We start from the raw sequence: 26,392 nt of genomic DNA, 5'->3' as shown, positions 1-26,392 counted from the left end.
CGGCACCGACCGGGCGTCGCCGCTGCGGTGGCATCCTGGCTCCATGGAGCCGGTATGGGCCTGATTTTCCGACTGGTCGAGCTGCTGATCCTTCTGGTGCCGCTGGCCGGTGTGCTGTACGGGGGGTGGCGGGCGTTCTCGGCCGCACGCGCCCGCCAGGATCCGCAGCGACGCCTCCCGAACTCCGAACCGGCCGACCGGCCGACGACGTCGCCCGCAGTCCACTGGCAAGCGATCGCCCGGGCGGTCAAGGAGCACGACCGCACGGACACCCGCTGGCTGGAGTACGAGCTGGATCTCGCCAAGCTGCTCGACTTCCCGCTGATGACCGACATGCGCGACCCGCTGACCGAGCGGTTCCACCGCACCAAGCTGCGCGCCGACCTGCTGCGGCCGGCGAAGGCCGAGGACCTCGTCGACGACGGCCAGGCGGTTCGCGAGTACGTCGACGCGGTCACTGAGTACGTCACCGCCTTCGACGCCGCGGAGAACGAGGCGCTCCGGCGTCGGCGCAGCGATTTCTCGGCGCAGGAGCAGCAGCGCCTCGCCCGCGCCCAGAACATGCTGCGCGTCGCCACCGACACCGCGGCGACAGCGCAGGAGCGCGAACGCGGCTACGCGCTGGCGCGTCGCGAACTCGACGGGTTGATCGTGCTGCCCGAGCGTGCCCGCGCCGCCATCGAGCGGGGTATCGCCGGCGAACTCGACGGCTGACCGCGCGGTTACACGCCGCGCCGCAGGAAGTCGCCAAGCACCGCGGCCATATCCGGGATCGCTTGTCGGGCAATCACTTCGTAGCCGTGGGTGCTGAGCGTCGGCAGGCACAACAGGCCCGCGCGCGGCGTGAGCCCGCCGGCCTTAGCGTGCGACGCGTCGGATTCGAACGCGCCCAGCACCGCCGGCTGAGGGGACAGTCCGAGGTCGGTGGCGATTTCGAGCAATGTGTCGGCCACCACCTTGTCGTACACGCACTCGGCGTCGCGATACGCGACGATCGGGCCGCCCGTGCAGGTGGTGCCGTACTCGACTTCCGTCGGACCAACCTCCAACGCCAGCGTCAGATCACCGGGCAGCGTCCGACTGGCGTACGAGCCGCCGACACCACCGACCTCCTCGTTCGTGGTGAACACCAGGTAGGTGTCACGCGCGGGGCGCCGCTCGCTTTCCCCCAACCGGTGCGCCACATCGAGCAGTGCGGTCACCGCGGCGCGGTCGTCCATGAAATAGCACCCGAGATACTCCGCGCCGACGTCGATCAGCGTGCGCTTGCTTCGGTGCACGCACGCCCGGATGCCGGGCCTGATGCCCGCGGCGGCGAGATCGTCGGGACTGTGGCCGGTGAAGACGTAGACGTGCATCCAGTCCAGCGCCTTGTCGCCCTGATCGGGTTTGGTCTCCCAGATCTGCTCGCTCTCCTTGGTGGTGTGCTCGGAGCCGAGCGTCAACACGCCGCAGACGGTCTCCTTGTCCCCGAGCAGAGCGACCGGCCCGAGGCCGAAGTTGCCCGGATACATCGTGCCCAGCGGCGTCATGTGCAGGATGCCGTCCGAGCCGATGCGTTTGACGAGCATCGACAACTCGTCCATGTGCGCCATCACACGGGTGGCAGGCGCCTCGCTGTCGGCACCGCGGATGAGGCCGACAAGGTTGCCGGCCTCATCGACCCACATTTCGTCGACGTGCGGGCCCAACTCGCGGCGGCAGATCTCCCGCACGGCGTCTTCCTGGCCGCACGGCCCGTACGCGTGGAGCAATTCCTGAAGCAGGTCGAGGTGCAGCGCCTCGTCGGTGGCCATAGATCTTGATATTGCCCGTGACGCCGTCGGGCTAACCTTCGCTGCGCCGGCGCAAAAGGCTCAGGTCCCACAGAAGGTTCGGTACTTCCCGAAGTCCTCCGGCGCCGGCTGGGCGTAACGCTCGAGCCCCGGGCGCTCGTCGTAGGGCGCGGTCACGGCGTCCAGCAACCGGTGCAGCGGCTCGAGGTCGCCTTCGGCGGCGGTGCCGCCAATTGGTCCTGTCGCGGCGATCAGCGCCTCCTCGACGAGATGATTGCGCGGAATGTAAACCGGGTTGGCGCGGTCCATCACCGTGGGGCCGGGCTTCAACGCCTGCCACCGGGCCAGCCAGTCGTCGAACGCGGCGAGATCGAGGAACAGGCCGCGGGCGGGTTCGTGGTCTCCGCGGGCGGCCTGACCGAGACGGCGGAAGAACGACGTGAAGTCGACGTGGCTCTGATGCAGTTGCGCGATCAGGTCGTTCATCAGCGGCACCGCGATCTCGTCCGGTGTGGTGTCCGCGAGGCCGAGCTTGGCGCACATGCCCGTCGAGAGCGCCTCCTGGAAGCGGGGCGTGAAGCCGGTGAGACCGCCTTCGGCGATCGCGATCGCCTGCTGTTGATCGTCGGCGAACAGCGGCAGCAGCGCTTCGGCGAACCGGGCCAGGTTCCACACCGCGATGGCGGGTTGGTTGCCGTAGGCATAGCGACCCCACGAGTCGATCGAGCTGAACACCGTTTCGGGGTCATAGGCCTCCATGAACGCGCACGGCCCGTAGTCGATGGTCTCGCCCGAGATCGTCATGTTGTCGGTGTTCATCACGCCGTGCACGAAACCGACGAGCATCCACTTGGCGACCAGCGCCGCCTGCACGGCCACCACCGATTCGAACAGCGCGACATAACGGTTGCCCGCGTCGGCGGCCGCCGGGTGGTGCCGTTCGATCGCGTGGTCGGCGAGGCGCCGCAACACGTCGACGTCGCCGGTGTTCGCGGCGTACTGGAACGTGCCGACCCGCAGGTGGCTGCGGGCGACCCGCGCCAGCACCGCGCCCGGCAGGAGCGTCTCGCGCTGCACCTGGCGGCCGGTCGCGACGACGGCCAGCGAGCGCGTGGTCGGTATCCCCATCGCGTGCATCGCCTCGCTGACGATGTACTCGCGCAGCATCGGGCCCACCGCCGCCAGTCCGTCGCCGCCGCGGGCGAACGGCGTCGCGCCGGATCCCTTCAGGTGCAGGTCGCGCAGCTCTCCGGAGGTCGTCGTGAGCTCGCCGAGCAGCAGCGCCCGCCCGTCGCCCAACCGCGGGACGTAACCGCCAAACTGATGCCCGGCGTATGCCTGCGCGACCGGTGTGGCGCCGCGCGGCACCAGCGTGCCGACCAGCAGCCGCAGTCCCTCGTGCCCGCGCAACCACTCAGCGTCGATTCCCAGTTCGGTGGCCAACGACTCGTTGAGCACAAGCAGCTGCGGGTCGGGCGCCGCCTCCGCCTGCCAGCGGACCGCCAACTCCGGCAGCTCGCTGGCGTAGTGGTCGGCGAAGGCGACAGTCGAGGGTGCGATGCTCACCCCTTCCACAGTACGAGCGGATCCGCCGGGTCTTCATTTGTGAATCCGGCGACGGTTTGAGGCACGTTTGCGTCGTCAGATTCACAAACGCGCGGGGCTGTATGGTGATGCTCCCGGGGCAGCAGCGCGAATTCGCGAACAGTGGTCATCGTGGACCTGCCGCGCCGCGGGAAGTAATCGTCTGATGAGGAGCAGCCCGGTGACGCTGAACACCATCGCGCTCGAGCTCGTGCCGCCGAACGTCGAGCGCGGCCGCGAGCAGGCGCTGGCGGATGCGCACAAGGTGCTGCGATGCTCCGCCGAGACCGGTCTCGAGGGCCGCATCAGGCACGTGATGATCCCCGGCATGATCGAAGAGGATGCCGACCGGCCCATCGAGATGAAGCCGAAACTCGATGTGCTGGACTTCTGGTCGATCATCACGCCCGAGCTTGCCGGGGTGAACGGCTTGTGCACTCAGGTCACCGCGTTCATGGACGAACCGACGCTGCGTCGCCGACTGACGGACCTGTCCCGTGCCGGGTTCGACGGCATCGCGTTCGTCGGGGTGCCGCGCACGATGAACGACGGCGAAGGCTCCGGCGTCGCACCGGTGGACGCGCTGTCGATTTACGACGATCTCGTGCCGAACCGCGGGGCGATCCTCATTCCGACCCGCGACGGGGAGCAGGGCCGGTTCACCTTCAAGTGCGAGCGGGGCGCCACCTACGGCATGACCCAGTTGCTCTACTCGGATGCGATCGTGGGCTTCATGCGCGACTTCGCCGCGAACACCGATCACCGGCCGGAGATCCTGCTGTCGTTCGGCTTCGTTCCGAAGATGGAGAGCAAAGTCGGGTTGATCGACTGGCTGATCCAGGATCCGGGCAACGCCGCGGTCGCCGAGGAGCAGGAGTTCGTCAAGCGGCTGGCCGCCACGGAGCCGGGGGAAAAGCGCAAGCTGATGCTCGACCTGTACAAGCGCGTCATCGACGGCGTCGCCGACCTCGGCTTTCCGCTGAGCATCCACCTCGAGGCGACGTACGGCGTGTCCACGCCCGCGTTCGAGACCTTCGCCGAAATGCTCGAGTACTGGGCACCTGACAAGGCCTGACGGTTAAGTCCTGCGGGAGCGGGAAGGCCAGATGAGGTGGTGGGCAATCTCGTAGCGCGCGCCGGGCATGGCTTCTCACAGCTGAGCCCCGACCGCGAAACGGCACTCGCGTTGGTGAAGTCCGTCATTGCGTGCACCATCGCCTGGGTGCTGGCCGCCCAGGTGTTCGACGCCTCGTACGCGACCTTCGCTGCGTTCTCCGCGCTGATGCTGGTCGACATCACGATCGCCGACTCGGTCGCCAAGGCTTTTCGATACACGGCGGCCATGCTCGCCGGCATCGGCCTGGCCGGTGCGGGGGTGTGGCTGTGGGGAGTCGCGGTGTGGCTGTTTCCGGTGATGCTCATCGTCGCGCTGGTGATCGGGCGTTGGCGCCGGCTCGGTAGCCAGGGGATAAACGTCGCGGTGGCGGCGATCTTCGCGTACGGCGCCTTCGCGCAGCCGTCCGGCAACGCCTCGGCCGGCAGCCCTCTGCCGTCCATTGCGGGCATGGTGCTGCTGGGCGCCGCGGTGGCGCTTGTGGTGACGTTGGTCATCGCTCCGCCGTTGCGGTACCGCAGTGCCCGGTACGCCGTCGAATCGGTCAGCGGGTCGATGGTTGAACTGCTGTCGGACATGGCCGATGAACTGGTGGACGGCGACGTCAGCATCGAGGCGGCGCGGGATTGGCGTTGGCGCGCCGACGCCCTGCCGAACAAGGCGGCACAGGCCCGCCACACCCTCGACCACGCCGTGCGCACCACAAAACTGAACCTGCGCCGACTCCTGGTCCGCGCCGACACCGGGGTAGCGGGCCACCGGGTGACTATCCACGCGCTCGAGCGGATCGGCGAAGAGCTGCGCTGGGTGACCACCGGTTTGACCCGCGCCGTCGAGCGCGACGAGTCGGGCACGCAACACGATGAGTTCCTGCGCGACTACGGCACCCTGCTCGCGGCCGTGCGCGACGCCGTGGCGGCCGCAGGAGCGATGTACACCGTCGCGGACTTCGGCGACGAACCTCTGGCCGAGGAGGCCCGCAGATGCACGTCGGCGTTCGACGAACTGACGGTGCATGTCCGAAACCGCGAGCTCGACCGGCCGACGCAGTGGGCCATCTACGGCGGGCTCTACACCGACGCCCAGCGCCTCTGCGAGGAGGTTGACTCCGCACGCGACGCCTATTCTGACCCGAGTGTCCGGGCTGTCAGTCGCTGAGTTGCGCGCGCGTCTGGACGCACTGACGATCCGCGACGCGGCCCGCTTCGGCCGCCGCCTGAAGAACCTCCGCGACAAGCGACCGGAGAACCTGCGCCGGATCGCCGAACAGATCGCCGCCGCGGAAGCGCTCGTGGCGACCCGGACGGCCGCGATGCCCCAGATCACCTATCCTGACCTGCCGGTCAGCGAACGCCGCGACGACATCGCCGAGGCGATCAACGCGCATCAAGTGGTGGTCGTCGCCGGCGAAACCGGTTCGGGCAAGACGACGCAGCTGCCGAAGATCTGCCTCGAACTCGGCCGCGGTGTGCGCGGCACCATCGGGCACACCCAGCCGCGGCGCCTTGCCGCCCGAACCGTCGCTACGCGCATCGCCGACGAACTCGGCAGCCCGCTCGGTGAAGCGATCGGCTACACCGTGCGCTTCACCGACCAAGCGAGCGACCGCACGCTGGTCAAGCTGATGACCGACGGCATCCTGCTCGCCGAGATCCAACGCGACCGGCGCCTGCTGCGCTACGACACGCTGATCCTCGACGAGGCTCACGAGCGCAGCCTCAACATCGACTTCCTGCTCGGATACCTGCGCGAACTGCTGCCTCGGCGGCCGGACCTCAAGGTCATCGTCACCTCGGCGACGATCGAGCCGCAACGCTTCGCCGCCCACTTCGCGGGCGCACCGATCGTCGAGGTGTCGGGGCGCACCTATCCCGTCGAGATTCGTTACCGGCCTTTAGAAGTCGCCGTCGCGCCGGTCGACGACCCCGACGCGGCGGACCCCGACGATCCCGACCACGAAGTGGTACGGACCCAAATGCGCGACCAGACCGAAGCGATCGTCGACGCGATCGTTGAGCTGGAGAGCGAGCCGCCGGGCGACGTGCTGGTCTTCCTGTCGGGTGAGCGCGAGATCCGCGACACCAGTCAGGTCTTGAGCGGCATCGTCGATGACCGCACCGAAGTGCTGCCGCTGTACGCCCGGCTGCCAACGGCCGAGCAGCAGAAGGTGTTTCAGCCCAGCCACGCGTTGCGTCGCATCGTGCTGGCCACCAATGTCGCCGAGACGTCGTTGACGGTGCCCGGCATCCGGTACGTCGTCGACCCGGGCACCGCCCGCATCTCCCGCTACAGCCGCAGGACCAAAGTGCAGCGGCTGCCGATCGAGCCGATCTCACAGGCGTCCGCCGCACAGCGGGCCGGCCGCTCGGGCCGCACGGCGCCCGGTGTGTGCATCCGCCTCTACTCCGAAGAAGACTTCGCGGCGCGGCCGCGCTACACCGACCCCGAGATCCTGCGCACCAACCTGGCCGCCGTGATCCTGCAGATGGCGGCGTTGAATCTCGGTGACATCACGACCTTTCCGTTTCTCGACCCGCCCGATCGGCGCAGCATCCGCGACGGTGTGCAGCTGCTGCAAGAACTAGGCGCGTTCGACGCCGACGGCGCAATCACCGACGTCGGCCGACGGCTCGCGCAGCTGCCGGTCGACCCCCGGCTGGGCCGGATGATTCTGCAGGCCGACACCGAGGGCTGCGTGCGGGAGATCCTGGTGTTGGCCGCGGCGCTGTCGATCCCCGATCCGCGGGAACGGCCCGCCGACCGCGAGGAGGCCGCCAGGCAGAAGCACGCACGCTTCGCCGACGACCACTCGGATTTTGTCTCGTACCTAAACCTGTGGCGCTATCTGCGCGAGCAGCGACAGGAACTGTCCGGCAATGCATTTCGACGCATGTGCCGCGAGGAATTCCTGCACTACCTACGCATCCGCGAATGGCAGGACCTCACCGGGCAGCTGCGCAGCATCGCCAGGGACATGGGAATCAGGGAGCCCAGCGATGACCGGGAGCCCGCCGATCCGGCGCGGGTGCACGCAGCGCTGCTCGCCGGCCTGTTGTCGCACATCGGATTGCGCGACGGGGACGGCCGCGAGTATCAAGGCGCGCGCAACGCGAAGTTCATCCTCGCGCCGGGTTCCGTGCTCACGAAACGCCCGCCGCGCTGGATCGTCGTCGCCGACCTCGTCGAAACCAGCAGGCTCTACGGAAGAATCGGCGCGCGCATCCAACCCGAAGTCATCGAAAGGGTTGGCGCGCATCTCGTTCAGCGCACCTACAGCGAGCCGCACTGGGACGCCCAGCGCGGCGCCGTGATGGGCTACGAGCGGGTGACGCTCTACGGGCTGCCGCTGGTGCCGCGTCGCCGCGTGAACTACTCGCAGATCGAACCGGATCTGGCGCGCGAGTTGTTCATTCGGCATGCCCTGGTCGAGGGCGACTGGCAGACCCGCCACCACTTCTTCCGGGACAACGCCCGGCTGCGGGCGGAACTCGAGGAGCTCGAGGAGAAGGCGCGTCGACGCGACCTGCTCGTCGGCGATGACGAGATCTTCGCGTTCTACAACACCCGCATTCCGGCGGAAGTGATGTCGGCGCGGCACTTTGACGCGTGGTGGAAGAAGCAGCGCCACGTGTCGCCGAACCTGCTGACCTTAACCCGCGACGACCTCCTGCGAACTGACGACGCGGCCGACGGTCAGCCGGATGCGTGGCGGGCCGGCGAGCTGTCGCTGCCGTTGAGCTACCGATTCGAGCCGGGCGCCGCGGACGACGGTGTCACGGTGCACGTGCCGGTCGAGGTGCTCGCCCGGCTCGGCGGCGACGAGTTCGCCTGGCAGGTGCCCGCGCTGCGCGAGGAACTGGTCACCGCGCTGATCCGGTCGCTGCCGAAGAACCTGCGCCGCAACTTCGTTCCCGCTCCGGACACAGCGCGTGCGGTGCTGGCCGGAATCACACCCGGCGGTGAGCCGCTACTCGAGGCCGTGCAGCGCGAACTTCACAAGCGCACCGGCGTTCTGGTGCCGATCGACGTGTTCGACTTCGACAAGCTGCCGTCGCACCTGCGCGTCACATTCGCCGTCGAGAACGCCGACGGCACCGAGTTGGCACGTGGCAAGGACCTCGATGCCCTCCAACAGCGGCTCGCCGCCCCGGTGCGACGTGCGGTAGCCGACGCGGTCGCCGGTGACCTGGACCGGAAAGGTATGCGTTCGTGGCCCGAGGATCTGGATGTATTGCCGCGCAGCGTCGAACGTGTCGTCGGCGGCCATACCGTGCGGGGATATCCGGCTTTGGTCGACGCGGGCGCCACGGTCGACGTGCACGTGTTCCCGACAGCTGCCGAACAACAGGCGTCGATGGGGCCGGGTACCCGCAGGCTGCTGCGCCTCGCCGTGTCCTCTCCGGTGAAAGCCGTCGAACGCCGGCTACAGCCGCGGACCCGGCTGGTTCTCGGCGCCAACCCGGCCGGCTCGCTGCAGGCGTTGCTCGAAGACTGTGCCGACGCGGCGACCGACCTGCTGGCACCCACACCGGCGTGGACCCGCGACGAGTTCGCCGCGCTGCGCGATCGCGTCGCCACCGACCTGGTGCGCACCACGGTCGAAATCGTCACGCGCGTCGAGCAGGTGCTCGCGGCGGCGCACGACGTGGAAGTGGCGCTGCCGGCGGCGCCGTCGGCAGCCCAGGCCGACGCGATCGCTGACATCCGAGCCCAGCTCGACCGGTTGTTGCCCAGAGGCTTCGTCACGGCGACCGGCGCCACGCATCTGGCCGACCTGCGCCGATACCTTCTCGCGATCGGCAGGCGGCTGGATCGGCTGCCGCACGCGCCCGGCGCCGACCGTGACAGGATGCAGCGGGTGCACGCGGTGCAGGACGCTTACGACGAACTGGTGCACGCGTTGTCGCCCGTGCGCGCGGCGGCCGCCGACGTCCGCGACATCGGCCGGCAGATCGAGGAACTGCGGGTCAGTTTGTGGGCGCAACAACTCGGCACCCCGCGGCCGGTCAGCGAACAGCGCATCTACCGGGCGATCGACGCCGTCCGCCCCTGACGGCGCAACTGCGGACCGGCCTGGGCCGATAACGCGTAGTTCGTCGCAACCGCGCGCGACGCCGGTGCATCCGGTAGGCATAGAGCCTATGTATTCCTGGGTTGCCCGCCGCGCGGCGATCGCGCTGCTCGCCGTCGTCCCCGTGGCGTGTGGCGGCTCGTCGCCGACCGCGCAGAGTGACCCGTCGGCGCAGGCCGGACCGGCGCCGGTGATCAAACCCGTTGTGCTGGCGCAGATTTCCCACGACAGCACGGCGTGGACCCAGGGACTCGAGCTCGACGGGTCGACGTTGTACGAGGGCACCGGCATCGCCGGAGAATCGCAACTCCGCGAACTCGACCCGACCACCGGCGCGCTGCACCGCGCGGCGCCCGCCCCGAACAACTACTACGGCGAGGGCATCACGGTCGTCGACGACCGGATCTGGGAGCTGACCTGGCAGAACGGGGTTGCGGTCGAATGGGACAAGAGCTCCCTCACCCCGCTGCGTGAGGTTCCGGTCGACGGGGAAGGCTGGGGTTTGTGCCGAGACGGTGACCGGCTGGTCCGCAGCGACGGCACCGACCGGTTGCGGTTCCACGACCCGTCGACGTTCGCCGAGACCGGCTCCGTCGCCGTCACCCGCGACGACCAGCCGCTGCGGAACCTCAACGAGTTGGAGTGCGTCGACGGCCGGGTCTGGGCCAACGTCTGGCAGACCGACATGATCGTGCGCATCGATCCGGCCACGGGCAGGGTCGACACCGTGGTCGATGCCGCCGGGCTGTGGCCCGAGCAGGACGCCGGCCGCGAAAAGGTGCTCAACGGCATCGCCCACGTCGACGGCGACGAATACCTACTGACCGGCAAGTTCTGGCCGTCGATGTACCGGGTGCGGTTGCCAGCGCCGGCGTAGAAGGGTTTGCGCGCGGCCGACTTCGAGCATCTCGGCGGCCGGTTGCGCTGCGTGATCAAAGATTTCGGACGGGTGATCTTCGACGGAGAGTCCGAAATCGCCGGTCTGGAGGTCGGCAGCCTGCCGACTGGCTAGGGTGACCGGGTGCGACACCTGAAGAATCGGCGGTCGACGAGCCGCGCGCGGGTGGTCATCGCGGGCCTCGGTGACAGCGGTGTGCTGACCGCGATCAAGCTCGCGCGGCACGCCGACGTCGTCGGCATCTCCGCCAAGCCGGGTCTGCTCAGCGGCCAGGAACTCGGGATGCGGCTGAGTCGGCCGAACGACTGGGCCCGCTACAACTGGATCACCTTCGACCGGTATCGCGGCCTCGATCGCGTTCGGACTCTTCACGGCACGCTGACCGGAGTCGACCTGGTCGCGCGAAAGGTGTTCGTACAGCAGGGTGACGGCAGCGCGACCGCCGAACCTTATGACGCACTGGTCATTTCGACCGGCGTCACCAACGGGTTCTGGCGCCAACCACGCCTGCAGTCCGCCCACGAGATCGCCGCCGACCTCCTCGAGGCGCATCAGCGCCTGGCGGCAGCCTGCTCGGTCGTCGTCATCGGCGGTGGCGCCGCGGCGGTGAGCAGCGCCGCCAACCTGGCGCGCACCTACCCCGGCAAGCGCATCGGGCTGTACTTTCCAGGTGAGCGCGCCCTGGTGCACCACCACGCCCGCGTCTGGGACCGGGTCAGCCGCCGGTTGAACGACTTCGGGGTCGAAGTGCACGCCGGTCACCGGGCAGTCGTGCCGGACGGCTTCGAGTGCGACGATCTCACCACCGGGCCGGTGCAGTGGAGCACCGGCCAACCCGAAACCGCCGCGGATGCGGTGCTGTGGGCGATCGGCCGGGTCCGCCCCAACACGCAGTGGTTGCCGCCGGAGATGCTCGACGAGCACGGCTTCGTGAGGGTGACACCGGAGCTTCGGGTTCCGGGGCAGCGCGGTGTGTACGCGATCGGTGACGTCGCCGCGACCGATCCGCTGCGCACGTCGGCCCGCAACCGCGCCGACGGCCTGCTGGCCCACAACATTCGGGCCGAATTCGCCGGAAAGCCGTTGCGGTCCTATCGGCCGGCGAGCCGTCGCTGGGGGTCGGTGCTCGGACCGCAACCCGACGGGCTCGAGGTGTTCACGCCCAGCGGTCAGGCGTTCGGTTTTCCCGGCTGGTCGATCGATCGGGTGCTGATGCCCTGGATCGTCTGGCGCGGCATCTACCGCGGCGTCCGTCGAAGCTGAAGCGCCGCAGGAGCTCTGGCAGGGCGTCAGTTCGGCTGGAGCTCCGAGGTGATGCAGTCCAGCAGCGCGGTGTACCGGTTGGCCTCGCGATGTGGTCCTGGCTTGCCGCTGCTGATCAAACCCGCGGCGAGCCCGCGTTGCGGGTCGGCCCACACGGCGATGTTCGTCAGGCCGGTGTGCCCGAACGCCGAGGGTGCATTGCGCCCGAACGGCCCGAACCGCTTGGACCCCAGCATGTAGCCGGTGCCCCAGCGCAGCGGCGCCAACCCGACCGCGACATCCGGCCGTAGCCTTCGGCATTCGGCGGTCGCCGCTCGCAGTGTCTCGGGTGCCAAGACCCTCACACCGTCGAGTTCGCCGCCGCGACGCAACAATTCGGCGAAGCGCGACAGCTCGAAAGCGGTGGACACGGTGTTCGACGACGGCAGCACGCTGGTGAGGTACTGCGGGCTGTTGGAAAACGGGATGATCTTGTACAGCGAGCCGCCGACCGCCAACCGGAACACGGTGGCGGCCGGTTGGGGGAGCTCCTTGCCGGTCGCGTGGCTCGGCGCGACCAGCGGAACATCTTGTGCCGCAACACCATAATTGGTCCACCGGAATCCGAGCGGCTCGAGGATCTCGGAGGCCAGGACATCTCGGATGTTGCGACCCGCTGCGGCGCCGACGATCTCGCGGATCAGCGGACCCCAGGTCAACCCGTGGTAGATGTGCACGAGGCCGGGTCGATACAGCGGTTTGAGTTCGCCCAGCTTCTCGCGGGTGTACTCGCTGTCGTCCATGCGGCGCAGGTCTGGACGCGGGCCGGTGTGGATCGGTATCCCCGCGCTGTGGGTCATCACATGCCGGATCGTGGTGCGGTGCTTGCCGTGGCTGGTGTAGCTGGGCAGATACTCGCAGACGCGGTCGTCGAGCGAGAAGCACCCGCGCTCGACGAGCATGTGCACCACCGTCGACGTGATCGCCTTGGCCGCCGAGTACGCGCAGAACGGTGTTTCGGTCGTGACGGGCACCTTCTCCGCGTCGGGCGGATCGGCGGGACCGTTGCCCCAACCGTGCCCGATCGCCCGGTTCAGCACGACTCTGCCGTTGCGGCGTAGGCACAACTGGATCGCTGGCTGCATACCGGCTCGATACCAGTGCCGGGCGGCGTCCCAGATGCGCTCGATCGAGGCGGCGTCGACCCCGGAATGGTCCTCGTCGCCGACCGCGGTCACTGCGTCGAGATCGGCGGGCACGCGGATCCGGCCCTCGGCGCGAAGATCAGCCACGCCGCCAGGCTAGCCGGGGCCGCCGTTCAGGATTCCCTTGCCGATGAAGGCGCCGAGTTGTCCGAGCAGGTCGCTGGGCGCGGCCTGCGGCGGGGGTGCCGCGTTGGTCTGCTGCCACGGCTGGCAGTCGCTTGTGGTGAACGCCGTGTCGGTCGCCTCGATGCGTACCACCTGAGGCTTCTTGGTGAGCGCGTTGTCCGGCATCTCGTCGTTGTTGACGCGCTTCCAGTAGCAGGCGCCCTCGGCGATCGGACCAGCCGTCGAGTAGGTACCCGGCAGGATGTCGGTGCCGACCTTGTAGGTGCCGTCGCGGTCGATGCGCGTCGCGGGCGCAGCTTGCGGTGCCGGTCCCGGTCCCGGTGCCGGCGGCGGCCCGGGCGCGGCAGAGGGCCCCGGGGCGGCCGGATCCGGGTGGTGAGGTTCATCCGGCTGGGCCTGCGCGGCACCCGCCCCACCCAGGGCGAGAAGCACCGTCGCGGCGACGGTTGCGGGTCGCGTCAGCTTCATAGGGAGCCAGTCTAAGCGCAAGTTGTCGATGGCAATCAAAAACCCGCCGCCACAGCGCGAGCTGCGGCGGCGGGTCTCTTCAGACGGATTCAACCGGTCTCGACCCGGAATCAGCCGGCCATGAACTCGTCATAGGCCGATGCCAAGTCCGGCGGCAGCGCCTGGATGTTGCACGTGCGCTGCACGTCACCGATCGGCGCGAGGATGCCGCGCAGGTCGTAGTACTCCTGCGGGTTCGCGGTGAAGTAGCCGCGAAGCGTGGCCGCCGCCTCAGCACGAGGCTGGCTGAACGCGGTGGTCACGGCCTGGTTGGCACCCGGATGGCTGTCCAGATAGGACCGGGCCGAACCGGTCACCGAACTGACGGTGCCGGACACGGCGCTGGCGCTGCAGTCCGGCGCGGCCGCCGCCGACGGTGCGGCGATGGTTGCTGCGGCCAGACCCCCTAGCAGGCTGGCAGCACAGGCGCCTGCGATTCGCCGACGCGCGGCGATTCCACGGATTTTCATAGCGTTTCTTTCCTTCGAATTGGGATGGTCGCGGATCCCCCGTCCGCGAAATCCAAGGTACCCAAGGCAAACGGATGCAAACGTGGCCGCGGGGCCCGAAAACTGCTCACCAGCAGGCGTTACACCGGAACGCGGTGATCTGCGCCGCAATTCCGGTCGAATTCGATAAGCGCGCGGGCAGAGTGACGCGCAGATCTTGAAAACTCTCAGAATTCGCCGACCGCCCTTAATTGATCGTGATGCAGATGGTGACCGAATTGTTATCGGCACTTGTCATCGAGCTTGCTATCCAGATGGTTCTGTGGGGCTGAACCTAAGGTGGTGTCCATGTCGACCCCGCCCGTGACGCCGACGTGCTACTGGCACCCCGACCGGGTGACGTATGTCCGCTGCGCCCGGTGTAACCGCTACATCTGTGCGGAATGCATGCGCGACGCGGCGGTCGGCCATCAGTGCGTGGACTGCGTGAACTCGGGCGCAAGACAGGTCCGCCAAGTGCGCACCCAGTTCGGTGGGGTGCCGACCGGCAAGCCGACGGTCACCTACGTGCTGATCGGCGTGAACGTGGTGATGTTCGCGCTGCAGATCCTGGTTCCGGGCCTGCAGCGCGAGTTGGTGCTTCAGTCGTACGCAGTGGCCGACGGCGAGCTGTACCGCATGGTGACGTCGGCGTTCCTGCACTACGGTCCGGCGCACATCCTGTTCAACATGTGGGCCCTGTACGTGGTGGGCCCGCCGCTGGAGGCGGCGCTGGGCCGGCTGCGGTACTCGAGTCTCTACCTGCTCAGCGCGCTGGGCGGCTCGGTGCTGGTGTACCTGCTGTCGTCGCCGGTCGCGCAGACCGCGGGGGCGTCGGGCGCGGTGTTCGGGTTGTTCGGCGCGGTGTTCGTCGTCGGCAAACGGCTGAACATGGATGTGCGGTGGGTGGTCGCGCTCATCGCGATCAACCTGGCATTCACGTTCGTCATACCGCTGGTCAGCTCGCAGAACATCAGCTGGCAGGGCCACATCGGCGGGCTGGTCACCGGCGCGGTGATCGCGACGGCGTACGCCTACGCTCCGCGCGGCTCCCGCAACCTGGTTCAGGCCGGAGCCACCGCGGCCACACTGGTGGTGTTCGCCCTGCTGGTGTGGTGGCGCACGGCCGTTCTGCTGGCACCGTTCGGCATGGCCTGAGGATGAGCCGATGGCCGACGATGCGCTCGACGAGCTGTACACCGCGAAGCCCGAGGACTTCACCGCGTTGCGCACCAAGCTCGCCGGTGAGGCGAAGAAGCGGGGCGACACCGATGCGGCCAAGCGGATTTCGGCCGCGCGCAAGCCGACGACCGCGGCCTGGGTGGTCAACCGGCTGGCTCTCGGCGACGAGGACGTCAAGCGGCGCCTGAAAGATCTTGGCGAGCGGCTGCGCGACGCCCACGCCGCGATGGACGGCGAACGTATCCGCGAGCTGTCCGCCGAGCAGCGCCGGCTGGTCAACGACCTGATTCGCACCGCGTTCGAGGAGGCCGAGCTCAAGAGCCCGGCCGGGGCGTTACGGGACGACGTCACCGGCACGCTGCAGGCCGCGGTCGCCGACCCGGACGTCGCCGACCGGCTGGGCCGATTGACCAAGGCCGAGGAGTGGTCCGGCTTCGGCGAGTTCGGCGACACCGCAATCGTTGTCAGTCCGACGGCCAGACGTAAACCGGAGCGCAAACCCGAACCAGAACCGGCGGCGAAGGATGAGCCACGCGACGACAAAGATGCGGCGGCCCGCCGGGAACGGCAACAGGCGCGCGCCGCGCTGGCCGCCGCCGAGCACGCCAAGGCCGAGGCCGACGATGCGCTGTCCGAGCTGCAATCGGATCTGGCGGCCGCGCGCCTGCGACACCAGGATGCGAAGCGGCGGTTGCAGGAAGCCGAACGCGCCCTGACCGGCGCCGAGGAGGCCTACGACAAGGCCAAGCAGGCCAGCCGCGACGCCGCCGCCGTGGTGAAGGAGGCCAAGACCCGACTGCGGCGCCTCAAGTGACTGCGCGACAGCTGATTTCCATGCTGTCGCTCTCCCTCGCGGGGAACGGGACGCTGACATAGCCGTTGCGGGGGTCGCGGACGTGCTCGAGGTACGGCGCGAGGTCGGCCATCGACGTGTTGTCGGCTACGACGAGTGCGCCCGGCGACAGTCGGGGTGCCAGCAGCTCGAGTACCGGTAGGTAGAGCTCCTTCCAGCCGTCGAGCAGGACGAAATCGACTGGGCCCTCCAGCGTCTGGAGGGTGGCGAGCGCGTCACCGGCCAGCACCGTGATGACATCGTCGAGCCCGATGTCGGCGAAGGTCTGCGTCGCGGCGGCGACCTTGGTCTCGCTCAGCTCAGTGGTGACGACGCGACCGCTGCCGTTGTCCCGTACGGCGGCGGCCAAGTGGATGGCCGAGATCCCCAGCGACATCCCGAACTCGACGACGGTCGCGGGTCTGCTCGCTCGCACCAGCGCATATAGCAGGCGACCCGCCTCAGGGGTGACCGGCAGGTAGAAGTCGCTGAGCGCATCGGCGCGCTCCTGCGGGCTTGCCTCCGACAGGCGGGCGAAGTCGGCGCCCCGGTCGCGCAGGGCCGCCATCTGGTCACCGGCTTCGGCGTACATCCGGTCGAGCGTCGAGGCGACTTCGGGGTCGTGCAGTGAAATGCCCATGACGTCCAACGTATCGGGCCGAACTGAAATGGCCGATACCCTTCCGTGCCAGGATGGCGACAGGGCCATGGGCGCTTCCGGCACGTCGACGCGACGCGTGATTGCGGTGATCACGCTCATGGTGCTTGCCGCATGGGCGCTGCGCGGCTACGTCCCCGGCGTCGAGCGGACAGTCGACCGGGCGGAACCGCAGCGCAACAATCCGGCGGCGCTGGCCGCCGTCGTCGTGTTGCTCTGTGCGGCGGTGGCGATCATCGGTTTCGCGATCGTCGTGCGGATGCGGGACCCACGACCACGCCGCATGCCGATGGGCGAGCTGCCGCGCAGCAGGGGGACTTCCGAGCGGCCGACGTGGCGCTTCGCAATCGTCGCGCTCGCGGCCGTGATCGCGTTGCTTCTGCTGATCATGCTGCTGTCATGGCTGCCCGATCCGGGGCCGATCGAACCGCCGCCGAGCGACCCGCCGGACGCATCGGCCCCCGAAGATCGGGTTCCTGCTGATCCGGCTGCTCCGCGCCCGTCCGCCGAGGACGACGCCGCCGGCCCGAATGTGATCAGTTACCTCATCCCGCCGATATTGATCTTGATGGCGCTGATCGTCGTCAGCATGGCGGTCGCCTCCCGACGGCGGACTCGCCCCCCTGTTCCGACCGCCGTCCTCGACGCCGTCGACGAACCGGCGAGGCCGGCGGCCACGACGTCGCTTGCCCGGGCCGCCGAGATCGGGCTCGCCGAGATCGGCGATCTCAGCCGCGAACCACGAGAGGCGATCATCGCGTGCTACGCCGCGATGGAACGCGAGCTCACCCGAGTCCCCGGTGCCGTACCCCAAGCCTGCGACACCCCCACCGAAGTACTCGCCCGAGCGGTCGCCAGTGGCGCGTTGCGCTCCGACAGTGCAACAGAACTGGTCGATCTGTTCGAGGAAGCCCGGTTCTCGCCACATGTGATGAGTGAGTCGCATCGCAACGCCGCCGTGCACGTCATGAACCGGGTGCTGGCCGAACTGCCTCAGCGCACCGCGGGGGCTCTGTCATGAGAAAGCTTGTCGCAGCGGCATTTCTGTTGGTGGCGGGGACCGAACTGATCGCTGTCGCAACCCGCGACCGCCAACTGATCCTCATTGTCTCGGGTGGCGCGCTGGCGTTGGCGCTGCTCGGCGTGCGGTGGCAGCTCACACGGGAGGACGAGACCAGTTATGAGGCAACGCCTTCCGACGATGCTGCGGAGCAGCTGCGCCGCTGGCGGTCACGCACAGAGACGCTGATCAGCCGCGCGGAGGCCACCCGCAAGGATTGGGACCGGCACCTGCGGCCGATGCTCGCCCGGCAGTTCGAGTTGGCGACGGGCCAACGGCGCAACCGGAACCGCACCGCCTATCACGCCACCGGTGAGATGCTGTTCGGCCCGGAACTGTGGGAGTGGGTCAACCCTGAGAACGTCGTGAAAAGCGTTGCGGACCAACCCGGTCCGGGCCGGGCGACGCTAGACGAGATCCTGCAACGGTTGGAGCGGGTATGACGGCAGGACTGCCTGCGGCGACCACCACCGCGAACTGCGAAACCGTGCTCGACGAGATCGGGCGGGTCGTGGTCGGCAAACGCGGGGCGCTGACCCTGATCCTCACCACCGTGCTGGCCGGCGGCCACGTGCTCATCGAGGACCTGCCCGGCCTCGGAAAGACGCTGATCGCCCGATCGTTCGCGGCGGCGCTCGGCCTGGAGTTCAAGCGCGTTCAGTTCACCCCGGACCTGCTGCCGGCCGACCTGCTCGGCTCGACCGTGTACGACATGCAGTCGGGTCGCTTCGAATTCCGGCCCGGTCCGATCTTCACGAACCTGTTGCTCGCCGACGAGATCAACCGCACCCCTCCCAAGACACAGGCTGCACTGCTCGAGGCGATGGCCGAAAGCCAGGTGAGCATCGACGGTGCCACACACAAGCTTCCGTCGCCGTTCATCGTGCTGGCGACCGACAATCCGATCGAGTACGAGGGCACCTATCCACTGCCCGAGGCACAACTCGACCGCTTCACCATCCGGCTCGAACTGCGATATCTGTCCGAGCAGGAGGAAGCATCGATGTTGCGTCGCCGCATCGACCGCGGATCGGCGGAGCCCACGGTCGGGCAGGTCGTCGACGCGCACGAACTCGTCGCGATGCGCGAATCGGTGGAGCAGGTCACCGTTCACGACGACGTGCTGCGCTACGTTGTGTCGTTGGCCGCCGCCACCCGCCAGCACCCGCAGATCGCGGTGGGTGCCAGCCCGCGGGCCGAACTCGACCTCGTTGCGCTGGCCCGCGCCCGCGCACTACTGCTCGGGCGGGACTACGTCGTCCCGGAGGATGTGAAAAGCCTTGCCGTACCGGCGATTGCGCATCGTATCACACTGCGCCCGGAGATGTGGGTGCGGCGGGTTCGTGGCAGCGACGTGGTCGAGGAGCTATTGCGACGGCTGCCAGTGCCGCGGACCGACCCGTGATCGAAACCCGCTGCAGCGAGGCCGAATTGGACTGGCGCGCTTCGCCACTCGCGCGAGCGCTGTTGACCTGCGCGGTGGCGTCGATGGCCGCCGCGGTCGTCGGCTCGCGCTGGGAACTCGTCGTGTTCGCCGCGCCGCTGATCGGAGTGCTGTGTTCGGTGGGCTGGCAGCGGCCGGTGCCGAAGGTGCACGTGCACGCAGACCCCGGCATCCACCGGTGCTTCGAAGATGAGCCGGCGCGTATCACGCTGTGGGCCGAGGCCGAGAACGATGCGGTGGCGATGAAAGCCGCTGCGATAGAAGGGATGACACTGGAGGTCGCCGAGCGGGAGAGCGCAAGCCGGCAGACCGTGGTGGCGGCCGCGCAACGGTGGGGCCGGTATCCGCTGCGCGCGCAACTGACCGTCTCTGCGCGCGGCGGTCTCCTCGAGGGCACCGCAGTGGTCGACGCCGCGGACGTCTACGTGTTTCCGATGGCCCCGCCGCAGTCGACGGCGATGCCCCGCACGGAACTGCTCGACCGCCTCGGCACCCACCTGACCCGGCACATCGGCCCCGGTGTGGAGTACGCCGACGTACGGCGGTATGTGCCGGGCGATCAGCTCCGGACGGTCAACTGGGCCGTTAGCGCGCGCCGGGGCAGCCTGCACGTCACCGAGCGACTGACCGATCGCGCCGTCGACGTTGTCGTGCTCATCGACAACTACGCGCAACCGGCGGGTCCCGCAACCGAAGCCACCGAACGCACCGCACGCGGCGCCGTGCAGGTGGTGCAAAGCGCGTTGCGCAGTGGTGACCGGGCGGGCGTCGTCGCACTCGGGGACCGGCATCCGCGGTGGCTGAGCGCCGACATCGGCCGCAGGCAGTTCTACCGGGTGCTCGACGCGATGCTCGGGGTCAGCGGCGGATACGACACAACTTCGGGCACGCTGGCCCCGCGTGCCGCGGTTCCGCCGGGCGCCATCGTCGTCGCGTTCTCCACGCTGCTCGACACCGAGTTCGCGCTGGCGCTGATCGATCTCCGCAAGCGTGGCCACACCGTCATCGCGGTCGACGTGTTGCAGGGCGCTCCGTTCGAGGGCGAGTGCGACGGGCTGGTGGCCCGGATGTGGTCGCTGCAACGGTCTTTCATGTATCGAGACATGGGCACCGTCGGCGTCGACATCGTGGCATGGCGCGACGAGGACACCCTCGACCAGGCCATGCAACTCGTGCCTCATCGCCGGCGACCGGTGCGGGGGCGACGGTGAACCGCGCATTGTCGACGGCCTTCGGCTTGGTCATGGTGGCCGCGGCCACGTTGCAGTCCGAGGGTGCGGCGTTGGCCGCGTGTGGCGCGGCGGTAGTTCTCATCATGGTGGGCAACGCGTTTCGCGCAGCAGCGACATTGGCGGTCGTGTCGACCGCCGCGGCGATCGTCCTTGCTTCGGCGACTCCCGCCGTGGCGGCGTTGTGTGGACTGTCGGGCGCCGCGTATCTGGTGTTGCGGCACACCGCGGACGTCACCGCCCCGACAGTCATCGGTGCGCTCGGCTTCGCGGCCATCGGGCTGGCGGCGGTGGCGCTACCGCTGGAGCTGCCGTGGGTGCCGTTGCTGGCGCCGCTTGCAGTACTGACGGCCGTGGTGTTGGCGACGCGGCCATTCTGGGTGGGCGGGCGACGGTAGATGCCGGCATCGCGAGCGACCGTGTCTGTACAACGACACGGCGGGGGAGGCTGTACAAAAGAGGTCGCTCGTGGCGGGCGCGACGGCTACTTTCGGGAGGTCGGCATGCGAAGCGAGGTGCGCAAGGCGATCACCGGCGCATCGATCGGCAACGCGGTGGAGTGGTTCGACTTCGCGATCTACGGCTTCCTGGCGACGTTCATTGCGGCCAACTTCTTCCCGGCGGGCAACGAGACGGCGGCGCTGCTCAACACCTTCGCGATCTTCGCGGCGGCCTTCTTCATGCGGCCGCTGGGCGGGTTCGTCTTCGGCCCGCTCGGTGACAAGCTGGGCAGGCAGCGGGTGCTGGCACTGGTAATCCTGCTGATGAGCGGCGCAACGGTATTGATCGGCCTGTTGCCCACCTACGCGTCGATCGGTGTGGCCGCCCCGCTGCTGCTGCTGTTCCTGCGCTGCTTGCAGGGATTCTCGGCCGGTGGCGAATATGGCGGCGGCGCAGTCTATCTCGCCGAGTTCGCCTCCGACTGGCGTCGCGGCCTGACGATCACGTTCATGGCATGGTCCGGTGTCCTGGGTTTCCTTCTCGGCTCGGTGACCGTGACGCTGCTGCAGGCGCTGTTGCCCGCCGCGGCGATGGAGAGCTACGGCTGGCGCATTCCATTCCTCATCGCCGGGCCGCTGGGCCTCGTCGGCCTCTACATCCGGCTTCGCCTCGACGACACGCCGCAGTTCGCTGAGCTCAGCAGAAGCGACCGGGTCGCCAAGTCGCCGCTACGCGAAGCGGTGACGACGTCGTGGCGGCGCATCCTGCAGGTGATCGGGCTGTTCATCGTCTTCAACATCGGCTACTACGTGGTGTTCACGTTCCTGCCGACCTATTTCATCAAGACGCTCGGGTTCAGCAAGGCCGACGCCTTCGTCTCGATCAGCCTGGCCAGCCTCGTCGCGCTGATACTCATTCTTCCGCTGGCCGCGCTGTCCGACCGGATCGGCCGCCGGCCGATGCTGATCGCCGGCTCGGTGGCGTTCGCGGTGCTCGGCTATCCGCTGTTCCTGCTGTTGAATTCGGGATCGCTGGCCGCCGCGATCGCTGCGCACTGCGGGCTCGCGGTCATCGAGTCGATCTACGTCTCGGCCGCGGTATCGGCGGGCGTCGAACTGTTCGCCACCACCGTGCGCTACAGCGGGTTCTCGATCGGCTACAACATCTGCGTCGCCGGGTTCGGCGGTACGACGCCCTACGTCGTCACCTGGCTGGCCGCCGAGACCGGCAACGACCTGGCGCCCGCGTGGTACCTGATCGTCGCCGCCGTCGTCTCGCTCGCGGCGATCCTCACCCTGCGGGAGTCCGCGGGCCGACCGCTCGTCCAAACCAGCGACCAGCAGGTCCCCGCGGCTAAGGTGGGCCTATGAAGCTTCACGTGATGCCCTACGTCACGGTCGAGATCGACGATCGGCTGCGCCGCCGCGTGCGCTCCGCCGGCGAACGACTGCGCCTCAACGTGCGGGCCTATCTGCTGAGCGCGGCCGACGACGTGGACACGGCCAGCGACAAGGTGCGCGGTCTGTGCGACCGGGCGGTCCATCGCGTCGACTCGGTCGTCGCCAACGTCAACGACAGGATCGCGCCCGACAGCACGCCCCCGGCCCTGCGGGTCGTCGCAGGAGGTCGCGAGGCCAGTTAGCCCGCGCGCGTCGTGCGTCCGCCGACCAGGAAGCCGCCGATGAGCACCACCAAACCGATGACGGCCACGGGAATCGACCACATGCGACGGTCGGAGACCGCCGAGTGGCACTGCGCGACGTAGTCGGGGGGATCCTCCGTCAGCTCGTCGATTACCGGCAGGTTCTTCAGCTGGTTCGGATCGTTGGTGTTGGCCTCGCGGGCCGCGGAGTCGTCCGCGGCGACGGCGTTGCCACATCCGATCTCCTGGTTGTCGGGTCCCGAGATCGACACGGGCATCAGCAGCCCGATGACCCCCACCACGAGTACGACTGCGCCGACCAGCAGGATCAAACGTCGCAAGTTCATGATCGGTTTGATGCCCCGATAGTTGGGGCACCAAACCTCGCGGGCCGTCGCCGGTTGGGCGGGCGGGCCGGCCGTATGTTGTGCTTGTCCGATGTGCTCGCCGTGGCCGGAAAGGGGCGGAATGCTTTGGTAGGCCCGCTTTGGTAGGCCCGTCGTGGTAGGCCAGGGCCTGGTCGTCGTGCTTGCCCTGCTCGCCGCGGTCTTCTTGGCGATCGGCATCGTGGTTCGACAACGCGCGACCATTGACGTGCCCGAGGAGCACGGTGTCAGCACCGTGATGGTGATGACGCTGCTGCGTAGGCGGCTGTGGTGGGCGGGCACGGCCGCGGCCGTGGCGGGCTACGTCTTTCAGGCTCTCGCCTTGGCCAATGGATCGTTGCTGCTGGTGCAACCGATCCTGGTGTCCGCTCTGCTGTTCGCGCTGCCGATGAGTGCACGGCTGGCCAACCGCCGGGTCACCCGCGGAGAGTGGATGTGGGCGTTGGTGCTCACCGCGGCGCTGGCTGTTTTCGTGCTGCTGGCCAAGACGCGGCCCGGCGACTACGAGGCGTCTGCCCCGCTGTCGGCGCTCGTCGCTGTCGTCTGTACCGGGGCGGTGATGGTGTGTGTCACCGTCGCCGTCCGCAACGGGGGATGGAAGCGGGCGGTGCTGCTGGCGGTAGCGGTCGGTGTGTTGTTCGGCGTCGTCGCGGTGCTGACCAAGATCGTGATGCACCTGCTCACGCACGAGGGCGTGCGCGCCGTGCTCACCGCGCCGGGACTGTATCTGCTTCTCGTGCTGGGCGTCGTCGCGGTGTTCTTGCAGCAGTCCGCATTTCACGCCGGCTCCTTGCAGACCTCCGTGCCCACCATGTTGGTGCTCGAACCCGTGATCGCCGTCGTGCTTGGGGCGGTGGTGCTCGGCGAGGATCTGACCGTCGACGGCGGAAAGGCCATCGCGATCACGATCGCGATCGCCGCGATGACGGCGGCGACGATCGCGCTCGGCCGGGACGAGGGCGCGCTGGAAGAGGAACTCGAGGCGGCCGCGAAGCGCGGGTCGTAGCCGTCAGGCGATCCGATCAGTCGACGACGGTGACCGTGGCGACCTTGTCGAGGCCGGAAATGGTGAGCAGGGTGGTGATCGGTCCCTTGGCGGGCACGATCAAGTGCAGCTTGGCGCTCGCCGCGACGGAGAACAGCGCGCGCAGCGCGGCGCTGTCGCAGTACGTCACCCGCGTGAGATCGACAGTCACCGACGAGTTGTCCGCCGCAGCGCGCGACAAGACCTCGCTGAACTCGTCGACGTTCGCCAAGTCGATCTCACCGACCGCGGTGATGACCGGACGTGCTTCGGCGCTTCCGGCGATGAACCGGAACTGGTTGCGACCCATGGCTTTCAGATCCCCACCGTCAGTGGGGCGCACCTGTCGACGGCAACGTGAGCGGTTCCAGTCACAGCACCTCCGTGTCCTAGAGGCGCGACAGCCTCCGTGCATACCAAAAAGTCCGCACCGCTGCCTCTCCTCGACAGACGTCCTTGCCGATAGATGTAATACCACGCGGACGGGGTTGACGCCGCGTAGAACTTCGTCAAAGTCGAATCTGCGGTAATTGAAACGTCATAGCCACGGTTGTCCCCGCCGGAGTGCCGTCGAGATCGACGTGATCGCTGACCGCGCGCATCAACAACAGCCCGCGGCCACGTGTGCCGGGATCGGCGGGCGGTGCCTTCCACGATCCGAAGTCGGTGACCTGCACATGCACGGCATCGTCGTGAATCTCGGCTTCCACGCGCATGCGCCCTGGCGTACGTCCTCGGTAGGCGTGCTCGACGCTGTTGGAGCACGCCTCGTTCACGACGAGGACGAGATCGGCCGCCGACGCATCGGAGATACCGTTCGCCGCGAGCCACGCCGCCAACCGATGCCGCACCTCCGTCAGCTTCGGGGCGGTCGCGGTGTCGTCGATGACAAGCGCAGCGCGGGTGGACCGATAGAGCACGATCGCCACGTCGTCGTCGTAGCCGCCCTCGGGTGACATTCTGGCCAGCACCGCGTCGGCGACTTCTTCGATCGGCAGATCCGCGGTGTCGGCCACCACGGTGGCCACCTGCTCGATCTGGGCGTCGATCGGTCGGCTGCGGCGTTCGACCAGACCGTCGGTGTAGAGCATCAGCGTCGAGAGCGGTGCCAAGTGATGCGTTGCCTGCGGGCGCGGTTGAGTGTGCTTGACGGCCAACGGGACCGAGGACGCCGCGTCCAGCAACTGCGGTGACGCCGCTTCGGACACCAGCACCGGCGGCACATGGCCGGCGCTGCTGTACTGCACGGTCGCGGATTCGGTGTCGATGATCGCGACGAACACGGTGGTGCAGAAGGCATCCGGGATGAATTCGGCGACCGAGTCGAGGTGTTCGAGCACGGTCGAGGGCTGCGCACCGGTCAGTAGCAACGCGCGCGTCGACGCGCGCAACTGGCCCATCACCGCGGCCGCCGCCAGGCCGCGGCCCACACAGTCGCCGACGACCAGCCCGATCCGGTGGTCACCGACGGGAAGCACGTCGTAGAAGTCCCCGCCGATCTCCAGCGGATGCACCGCGGGCTCGTAGCGAACGGCGAACCCCGGCGGCAGGTCGGTCGGCGCCAGCAGCGACCGCTGCAGCGTCAGCGACGTCTCCCGGGCGCTTTCGAATTGCCGGACGTGTTGCATGGCCAGGCTGAGGTGGCCGACCAGCGCCCCGATCAACCGCCGGTCCTCTGCGCTGACAACCCGCGGCTCCCGGTGCTCGAGGCACAACACGACGTCGCGCGCGCCGGAGAGGACGGCGACGAAGCCGCGGGTGGTGCCGGCGCTGGGCGCCCCGCCGACGGGCGTCACGGTCAGCGGTATCCACCTGCGGGCGTCCTCGAAGGTGCGGCGCCAGTCCTCGTCCAGGTCCTCCCAGCCGGCCAACTCGGGTTCGCCCGCGACCCGTACCGTCGGCTGCTCGCCCTCGGTCTTCGGCCATATGACCGCCATCAGCCGCTGCGCATCCAGCGGTACCCGGCACTGGGCCAGCGTGATCGCCAGCACCTCGTCGACATTCTTCGCGACGCTGACGGCGGTGGCCAGCCGGGCTACCGCGCGGTCGCGCTCTGCAGCGGCGCGGGGTCCGGTGACGTCGCGGATCGTGCCCACGTACAGACCTCGGCGGGAGTGATGATCCGGGACGGCATTGATGCTGACCGCCACCCACCGCAGGCGCCCGTCGCGGTGCCGGATCCTGATCTCGGCGGTGACCCTGCCGTTGCGGACGAGCGCCTTGTTCCGGTCATGCGCCGTTGCGTCGTCGATCACCCACGGATGCGGCATGGGGTAGGGCATGCCGTCCTGGCCGTACCCGGTGATCTCGGCGAAGGCGTCGTTGATCTCGACCACGCACCCGTGGTCGTCGGCGACGAAGAAACCTTCCTGCAACGAATTGACCAATGCGCCGCGGAACTCATCGCGATCGGCCAGATCGTCGGCGCGCGCCCGCTCCCGCTCATAGCGGTGATACAAGTCTCCGGGGTCGGTCATGTTCGAC

The 26,392-nt window shown here is 68.5% G+C and carries 26 protein-coding genes; 17 read left to right on the top strand and 9 right to left on the bottom strand.

Annotation, left to right across the window (positions count from 1 at the left end):
- Positions 1–54 precede the first annotated feature (54 nt).
- The gene (locus AU188_RS06060) at positions 55–714 is read left to right on the top strand and encodes a hypothetical protein (RefSeq protein WP_059162842.1); all 660 of its coding nucleotides are present in this window, start codon (positions 55–57) and stop codon (positions 712–714) included.
- 8 nt (positions 715–722) lie between these two features.
- Here AU188_RS06060 and AU188_RS06055 read toward each other — a convergent pair whose 3' ends face one another.
- Both AU188_RS06055 and AU188_RS06050 read right to left on the bottom strand, forming a co-directional pair.
- Positions 723–1,796, bottom strand: a complete 1,074-nt coding sequence (locus AU188_RS06055; RefSeq protein WP_059162841.1) for a M42 family metallopeptidase — start codon at positions 1,794–1,796, stop codon at positions 723–725.
- 60 nt (positions 1,797–1,856) lie between these two features.
- Complete coding sequence (locus AU188_RS06050) at positions 1,857–3,341, bottom strand: protein adenylyltransferase SelO (RefSeq protein ID WP_059162840.1); 1,485 nt, start codon at positions 3,339–3,341, stop codon at positions 1,857–1,859.
- A gap of 199 nt (positions 3,342–3,540) precedes the next feature.
- Here AU188_RS06050 and AU188_RS06045 point away from each other — a divergent pair, with 199 nt between their 5' ends.
- The 6 genes from AU188_RS06045 (at position 3,541) to AU188_RS06025 (ending at position 11,705) form a co-directional block, all read left to right on the top strand.
- Entirely contained in the window at positions 3,541–4,434 is an 894-nt protein-coding gene (locus tag AU188_RS06045) for a mycobacterial-type methylenetetrahydrofolate reductase (protein ID WP_059162839.1), read from the top strand.
- 39 nt (positions 4,435–4,473) lie between these two features.
- A complete protein-coding gene (locus AU188_RS06040; protein ID WP_156426592.1) occupies positions 4,474–5,631 on the top strand; it encodes an FUSC family protein in 1,158 nt (385 codons plus the stop codon).
- A complete protein-coding gene (gene hrpA / locus AU188_RS06035; RefSeq protein ID WP_059162837.1) occupies positions 5,609–9,526 on the top strand; it encodes an ATP-dependent RNA helicase HrpA in 3,918 nt (1,305 codons plus the stop codon). Before AU188_RS06040 ends, hrpA begins: the two co-directional genes overlap by 23 nt.
- 88 nt (positions 9,527–9,614) lie before the next feature.
- Entirely contained in the window at positions 9,615–10,421 is an 807-nt protein-coding gene (locus AU188_RS06030) for a glutaminyl-peptide cyclotransferase (RefSeq protein ID WP_059162836.1), read from the top strand.
- A 6-nt stretch (positions 10,422–10,427) separates the two neighbouring features.
- Entirely contained in the window at positions 10,428–10,556 is a 129-nt protein-coding gene (locus AU188_RS25690) for a hypothetical protein (protein ID WP_286137318.1), read from the top strand.
- Positions 10,557–10,574: 18 nt separating this feature from the next.
- On the top strand, positions 10,575–11,705 hold the full coding sequence (locus AU188_RS06025) for an FAD-dependent oxidoreductase (protein WP_059162918.1): 1,131 nt from the start codon (positions 10,575–10,577) through the stop codon (positions 11,703–11,705).
- A gap of 26 nt (positions 11,706–11,731) precedes the next feature.
- On the opposite strand, the gene lipE is transcribed toward AU188_RS06025, so the two are convergent.
- From lipE to AU188_RS06010, 3 genes are all read right to left on the bottom strand, one after another.
- Positions 11,732–12,976, bottom strand: a complete 1,245-nt coding sequence (lipE, locus tag AU188_RS06020; RefSeq protein ID WP_059162835.1) for a lipase LipE — start codon at positions 12,974–12,976, stop codon at positions 11,732–11,734.
- Positions 12,977–12,985: 9 nt separating this feature from the next.
- The gene (locus AU188_RS06015) at positions 12,986–13,483 is read right to left on the bottom strand and encodes an Rv1352/Rv1906c domain-containing protein (protein ID WP_059162834.1); all 498 of its coding nucleotides are present in this window, start codon (positions 13,481–13,483) and stop codon (positions 12,986–12,988) included.
- 110 nt (positions 13,484–13,593) lie between these two features.
- Positions 13,594–13,992 carry a heme-binding protein gene (locus AU188_RS06010; RefSeq protein WP_059162833.1) on the bottom strand — a complete coding sequence of 133 codons (399 nt, stop codon included), beginning with the start codon at positions 13,990–13,992 and terminating at the stop codon, positions 13,594–13,596.
- A 327-nt stretch (positions 13,993–14,319) separates the two neighbouring features.
- Here AU188_RS06010 and AU188_RS06005 point away from each other — a divergent pair, with 327 nt between their 5' ends.
- Both AU188_RS06005 and AU188_RS06000 read left to right on the top strand, forming a co-directional pair.
- Positions 14,320–15,168, top strand: a complete 849-nt coding sequence (locus AU188_RS06005; protein ID WP_059162832.1) for a rhomboid family intramembrane serine protease — start codon at positions 14,320–14,322, stop codon at positions 15,166–15,168.
- Between the two features lie 10 nt (positions 15,169–15,178).
- Positions 15,179–16,006, top strand: a complete 828-nt coding sequence (locus tag AU188_RS06000; RefSeq protein ID WP_059162831.1) for a hypothetical protein — start codon at positions 15,179–15,181, stop codon at positions 16,004–16,006.
- Here AU188_RS06000 and AU188_RS05995 read toward each other — a convergent pair.
- Positions 15,999–16,664 carry an O-methyltransferase gene (locus AU188_RS05995; RefSeq protein WP_059162830.1) on the bottom strand — a complete coding sequence of 222 codons (666 nt, stop codon included), beginning with the start codon at positions 16,662–16,664 and terminating at the stop codon, positions 15,999–16,001. The two genes, AU188_RS06000 and AU188_RS05995, sit on opposite strands and share 8 nt — an antisense overlap.
- Before the next feature lie 67 nt (positions 16,665–16,731).
- On the opposite strand from AU188_RS05995, the gene AU188_RS05990 reads away from it, so the two are divergent.
- The 7 genes from AU188_RS05990 (at position 16,732) to AU188_RS05960 (ending at position 22,498) form a co-directional block, all read left to right on the top strand.
- Positions 16,732–17,703, top strand: coding sequence for a DUF4129 domain-containing protein (locus AU188_RS05990; protein WP_059162829.1), 972 nt, complete (start codon positions 16,732–16,734; stop codon positions 17,701–17,703).
- The gene (locus AU188_RS05985; RefSeq protein ID WP_059162828.1) at positions 17,700–18,185 is read left to right on the top strand and encodes a hypothetical protein; all 486 of its coding nucleotides are present in this window, start codon (positions 17,700–17,702) and stop codon (positions 18,183–18,185) included. Before AU188_RS05990 ends, AU188_RS05985 begins: the two co-directional genes overlap by 4 nt.
- Positions 18,182–19,147, top strand: coding sequence for an AAA family ATPase (locus AU188_RS05980; RefSeq protein WP_059162827.1), 966 nt, complete (start codon positions 18,182–18,184; stop codon positions 19,145–19,147). The genes AU188_RS05985 and AU188_RS05980 overlap by 4 nt, the downstream gene beginning before the upstream one ends.
- Complete coding sequence (locus AU188_RS05975) at positions 19,144–20,397, top strand: DUF58 domain-containing protein (protein ID WP_059162826.1); 1,254 nt, start codon at positions 19,144–19,146, stop codon at positions 20,395–20,397. Before AU188_RS05980 ends, AU188_RS05975 begins: the two co-directional genes overlap by 4 nt.
- On the top strand, positions 20,394–20,813 hold the full coding sequence (locus AU188_RS05970) for a hypothetical protein (protein WP_156426591.1): 420 nt from the start codon (positions 20,394–20,396) through the stop codon (positions 20,811–20,813). The genes AU188_RS05975 and AU188_RS05970 overlap by 4 nt, the downstream gene beginning before the upstream one ends.
- A gap of 105 nt (positions 20,814–20,918) precedes the next feature.
- Positions 20,919–22,226, top strand: a complete 1,308-nt coding sequence (locus AU188_RS05965; RefSeq protein ID WP_059162825.1) for an MFS transporter — start codon at positions 20,919–20,921, stop codon at positions 22,224–22,226.
- Positions 22,223–22,498: a hypothetical protein gene (locus tag AU188_RS05960; RefSeq protein ID WP_059162824.1), complete on the top strand. Its 276-nt coding sequence runs from the start codon at positions 22,223–22,225 to the stop codon at positions 22,496–22,498. Before AU188_RS05965 ends, AU188_RS05960 begins: the two co-directional genes overlap by 4 nt.
- On the opposite strand, the gene AU188_RS05955 is transcribed toward AU188_RS05960, so the two are convergent.
- Complete coding sequence (locus AU188_RS05955) at positions 22,495–22,845, bottom strand: hypothetical protein (protein WP_059162823.1); 351 nt, start codon at positions 22,843–22,845, stop codon at positions 22,495–22,497. The genes AU188_RS05960 and AU188_RS05955 overlap by 4 nt on opposite strands.
- Before the next feature lie 154 nt (positions 22,846–22,999).
- Here AU188_RS05955 and AU188_RS05950 point away from each other — a divergent pair, with 154 nt between their 5' ends.
- Entirely contained in the window at positions 23,000–23,890 is an 891-nt protein-coding gene (locus tag AU188_RS05950; RefSeq protein WP_059162822.1) for a DMT family transporter, read from the top strand.
- A gap of 16 nt (positions 23,891–23,906) precedes the next feature.
- Here AU188_RS05950 and AU188_RS05945 read toward each other — a convergent pair whose 3' ends face one another.
- Both AU188_RS05945 and AU188_RS05940 read right to left on the bottom strand, forming a co-directional pair.
- On the bottom strand, positions 23,907–24,251 hold the full coding sequence (locus AU188_RS05945) for an STAS domain-containing protein (RefSeq protein ID WP_286137316.1): 345 nt from the start codon (positions 24,249–24,251) through the stop codon (positions 23,907–23,909).
- Between the two features lie 166 nt (positions 24,252–24,417).
- Positions 24,418–26,385: a SpoIIE family protein phosphatase gene (locus tag AU188_RS05940; RefSeq protein WP_059162820.1), complete on the bottom strand. Its 1,968-nt coding sequence runs from the start codon at positions 26,383–26,385 to the stop codon at positions 24,418–24,420.
- Positions 26,386–26,392 lie beyond the last annotated feature (7 nt).

The organism is Mycobacterium sp. IS-3022 (genome assembly GCF_001500065.1).
Taxonomy (GTDB): Bacteria; Actinomycetota; Actinomycetes; order Mycobacteriales; family Mycobacteriaceae; genus Mycobacterium.
This window is presented reverse-complemented; position numbering and strand designations above follow the sequence as displayed.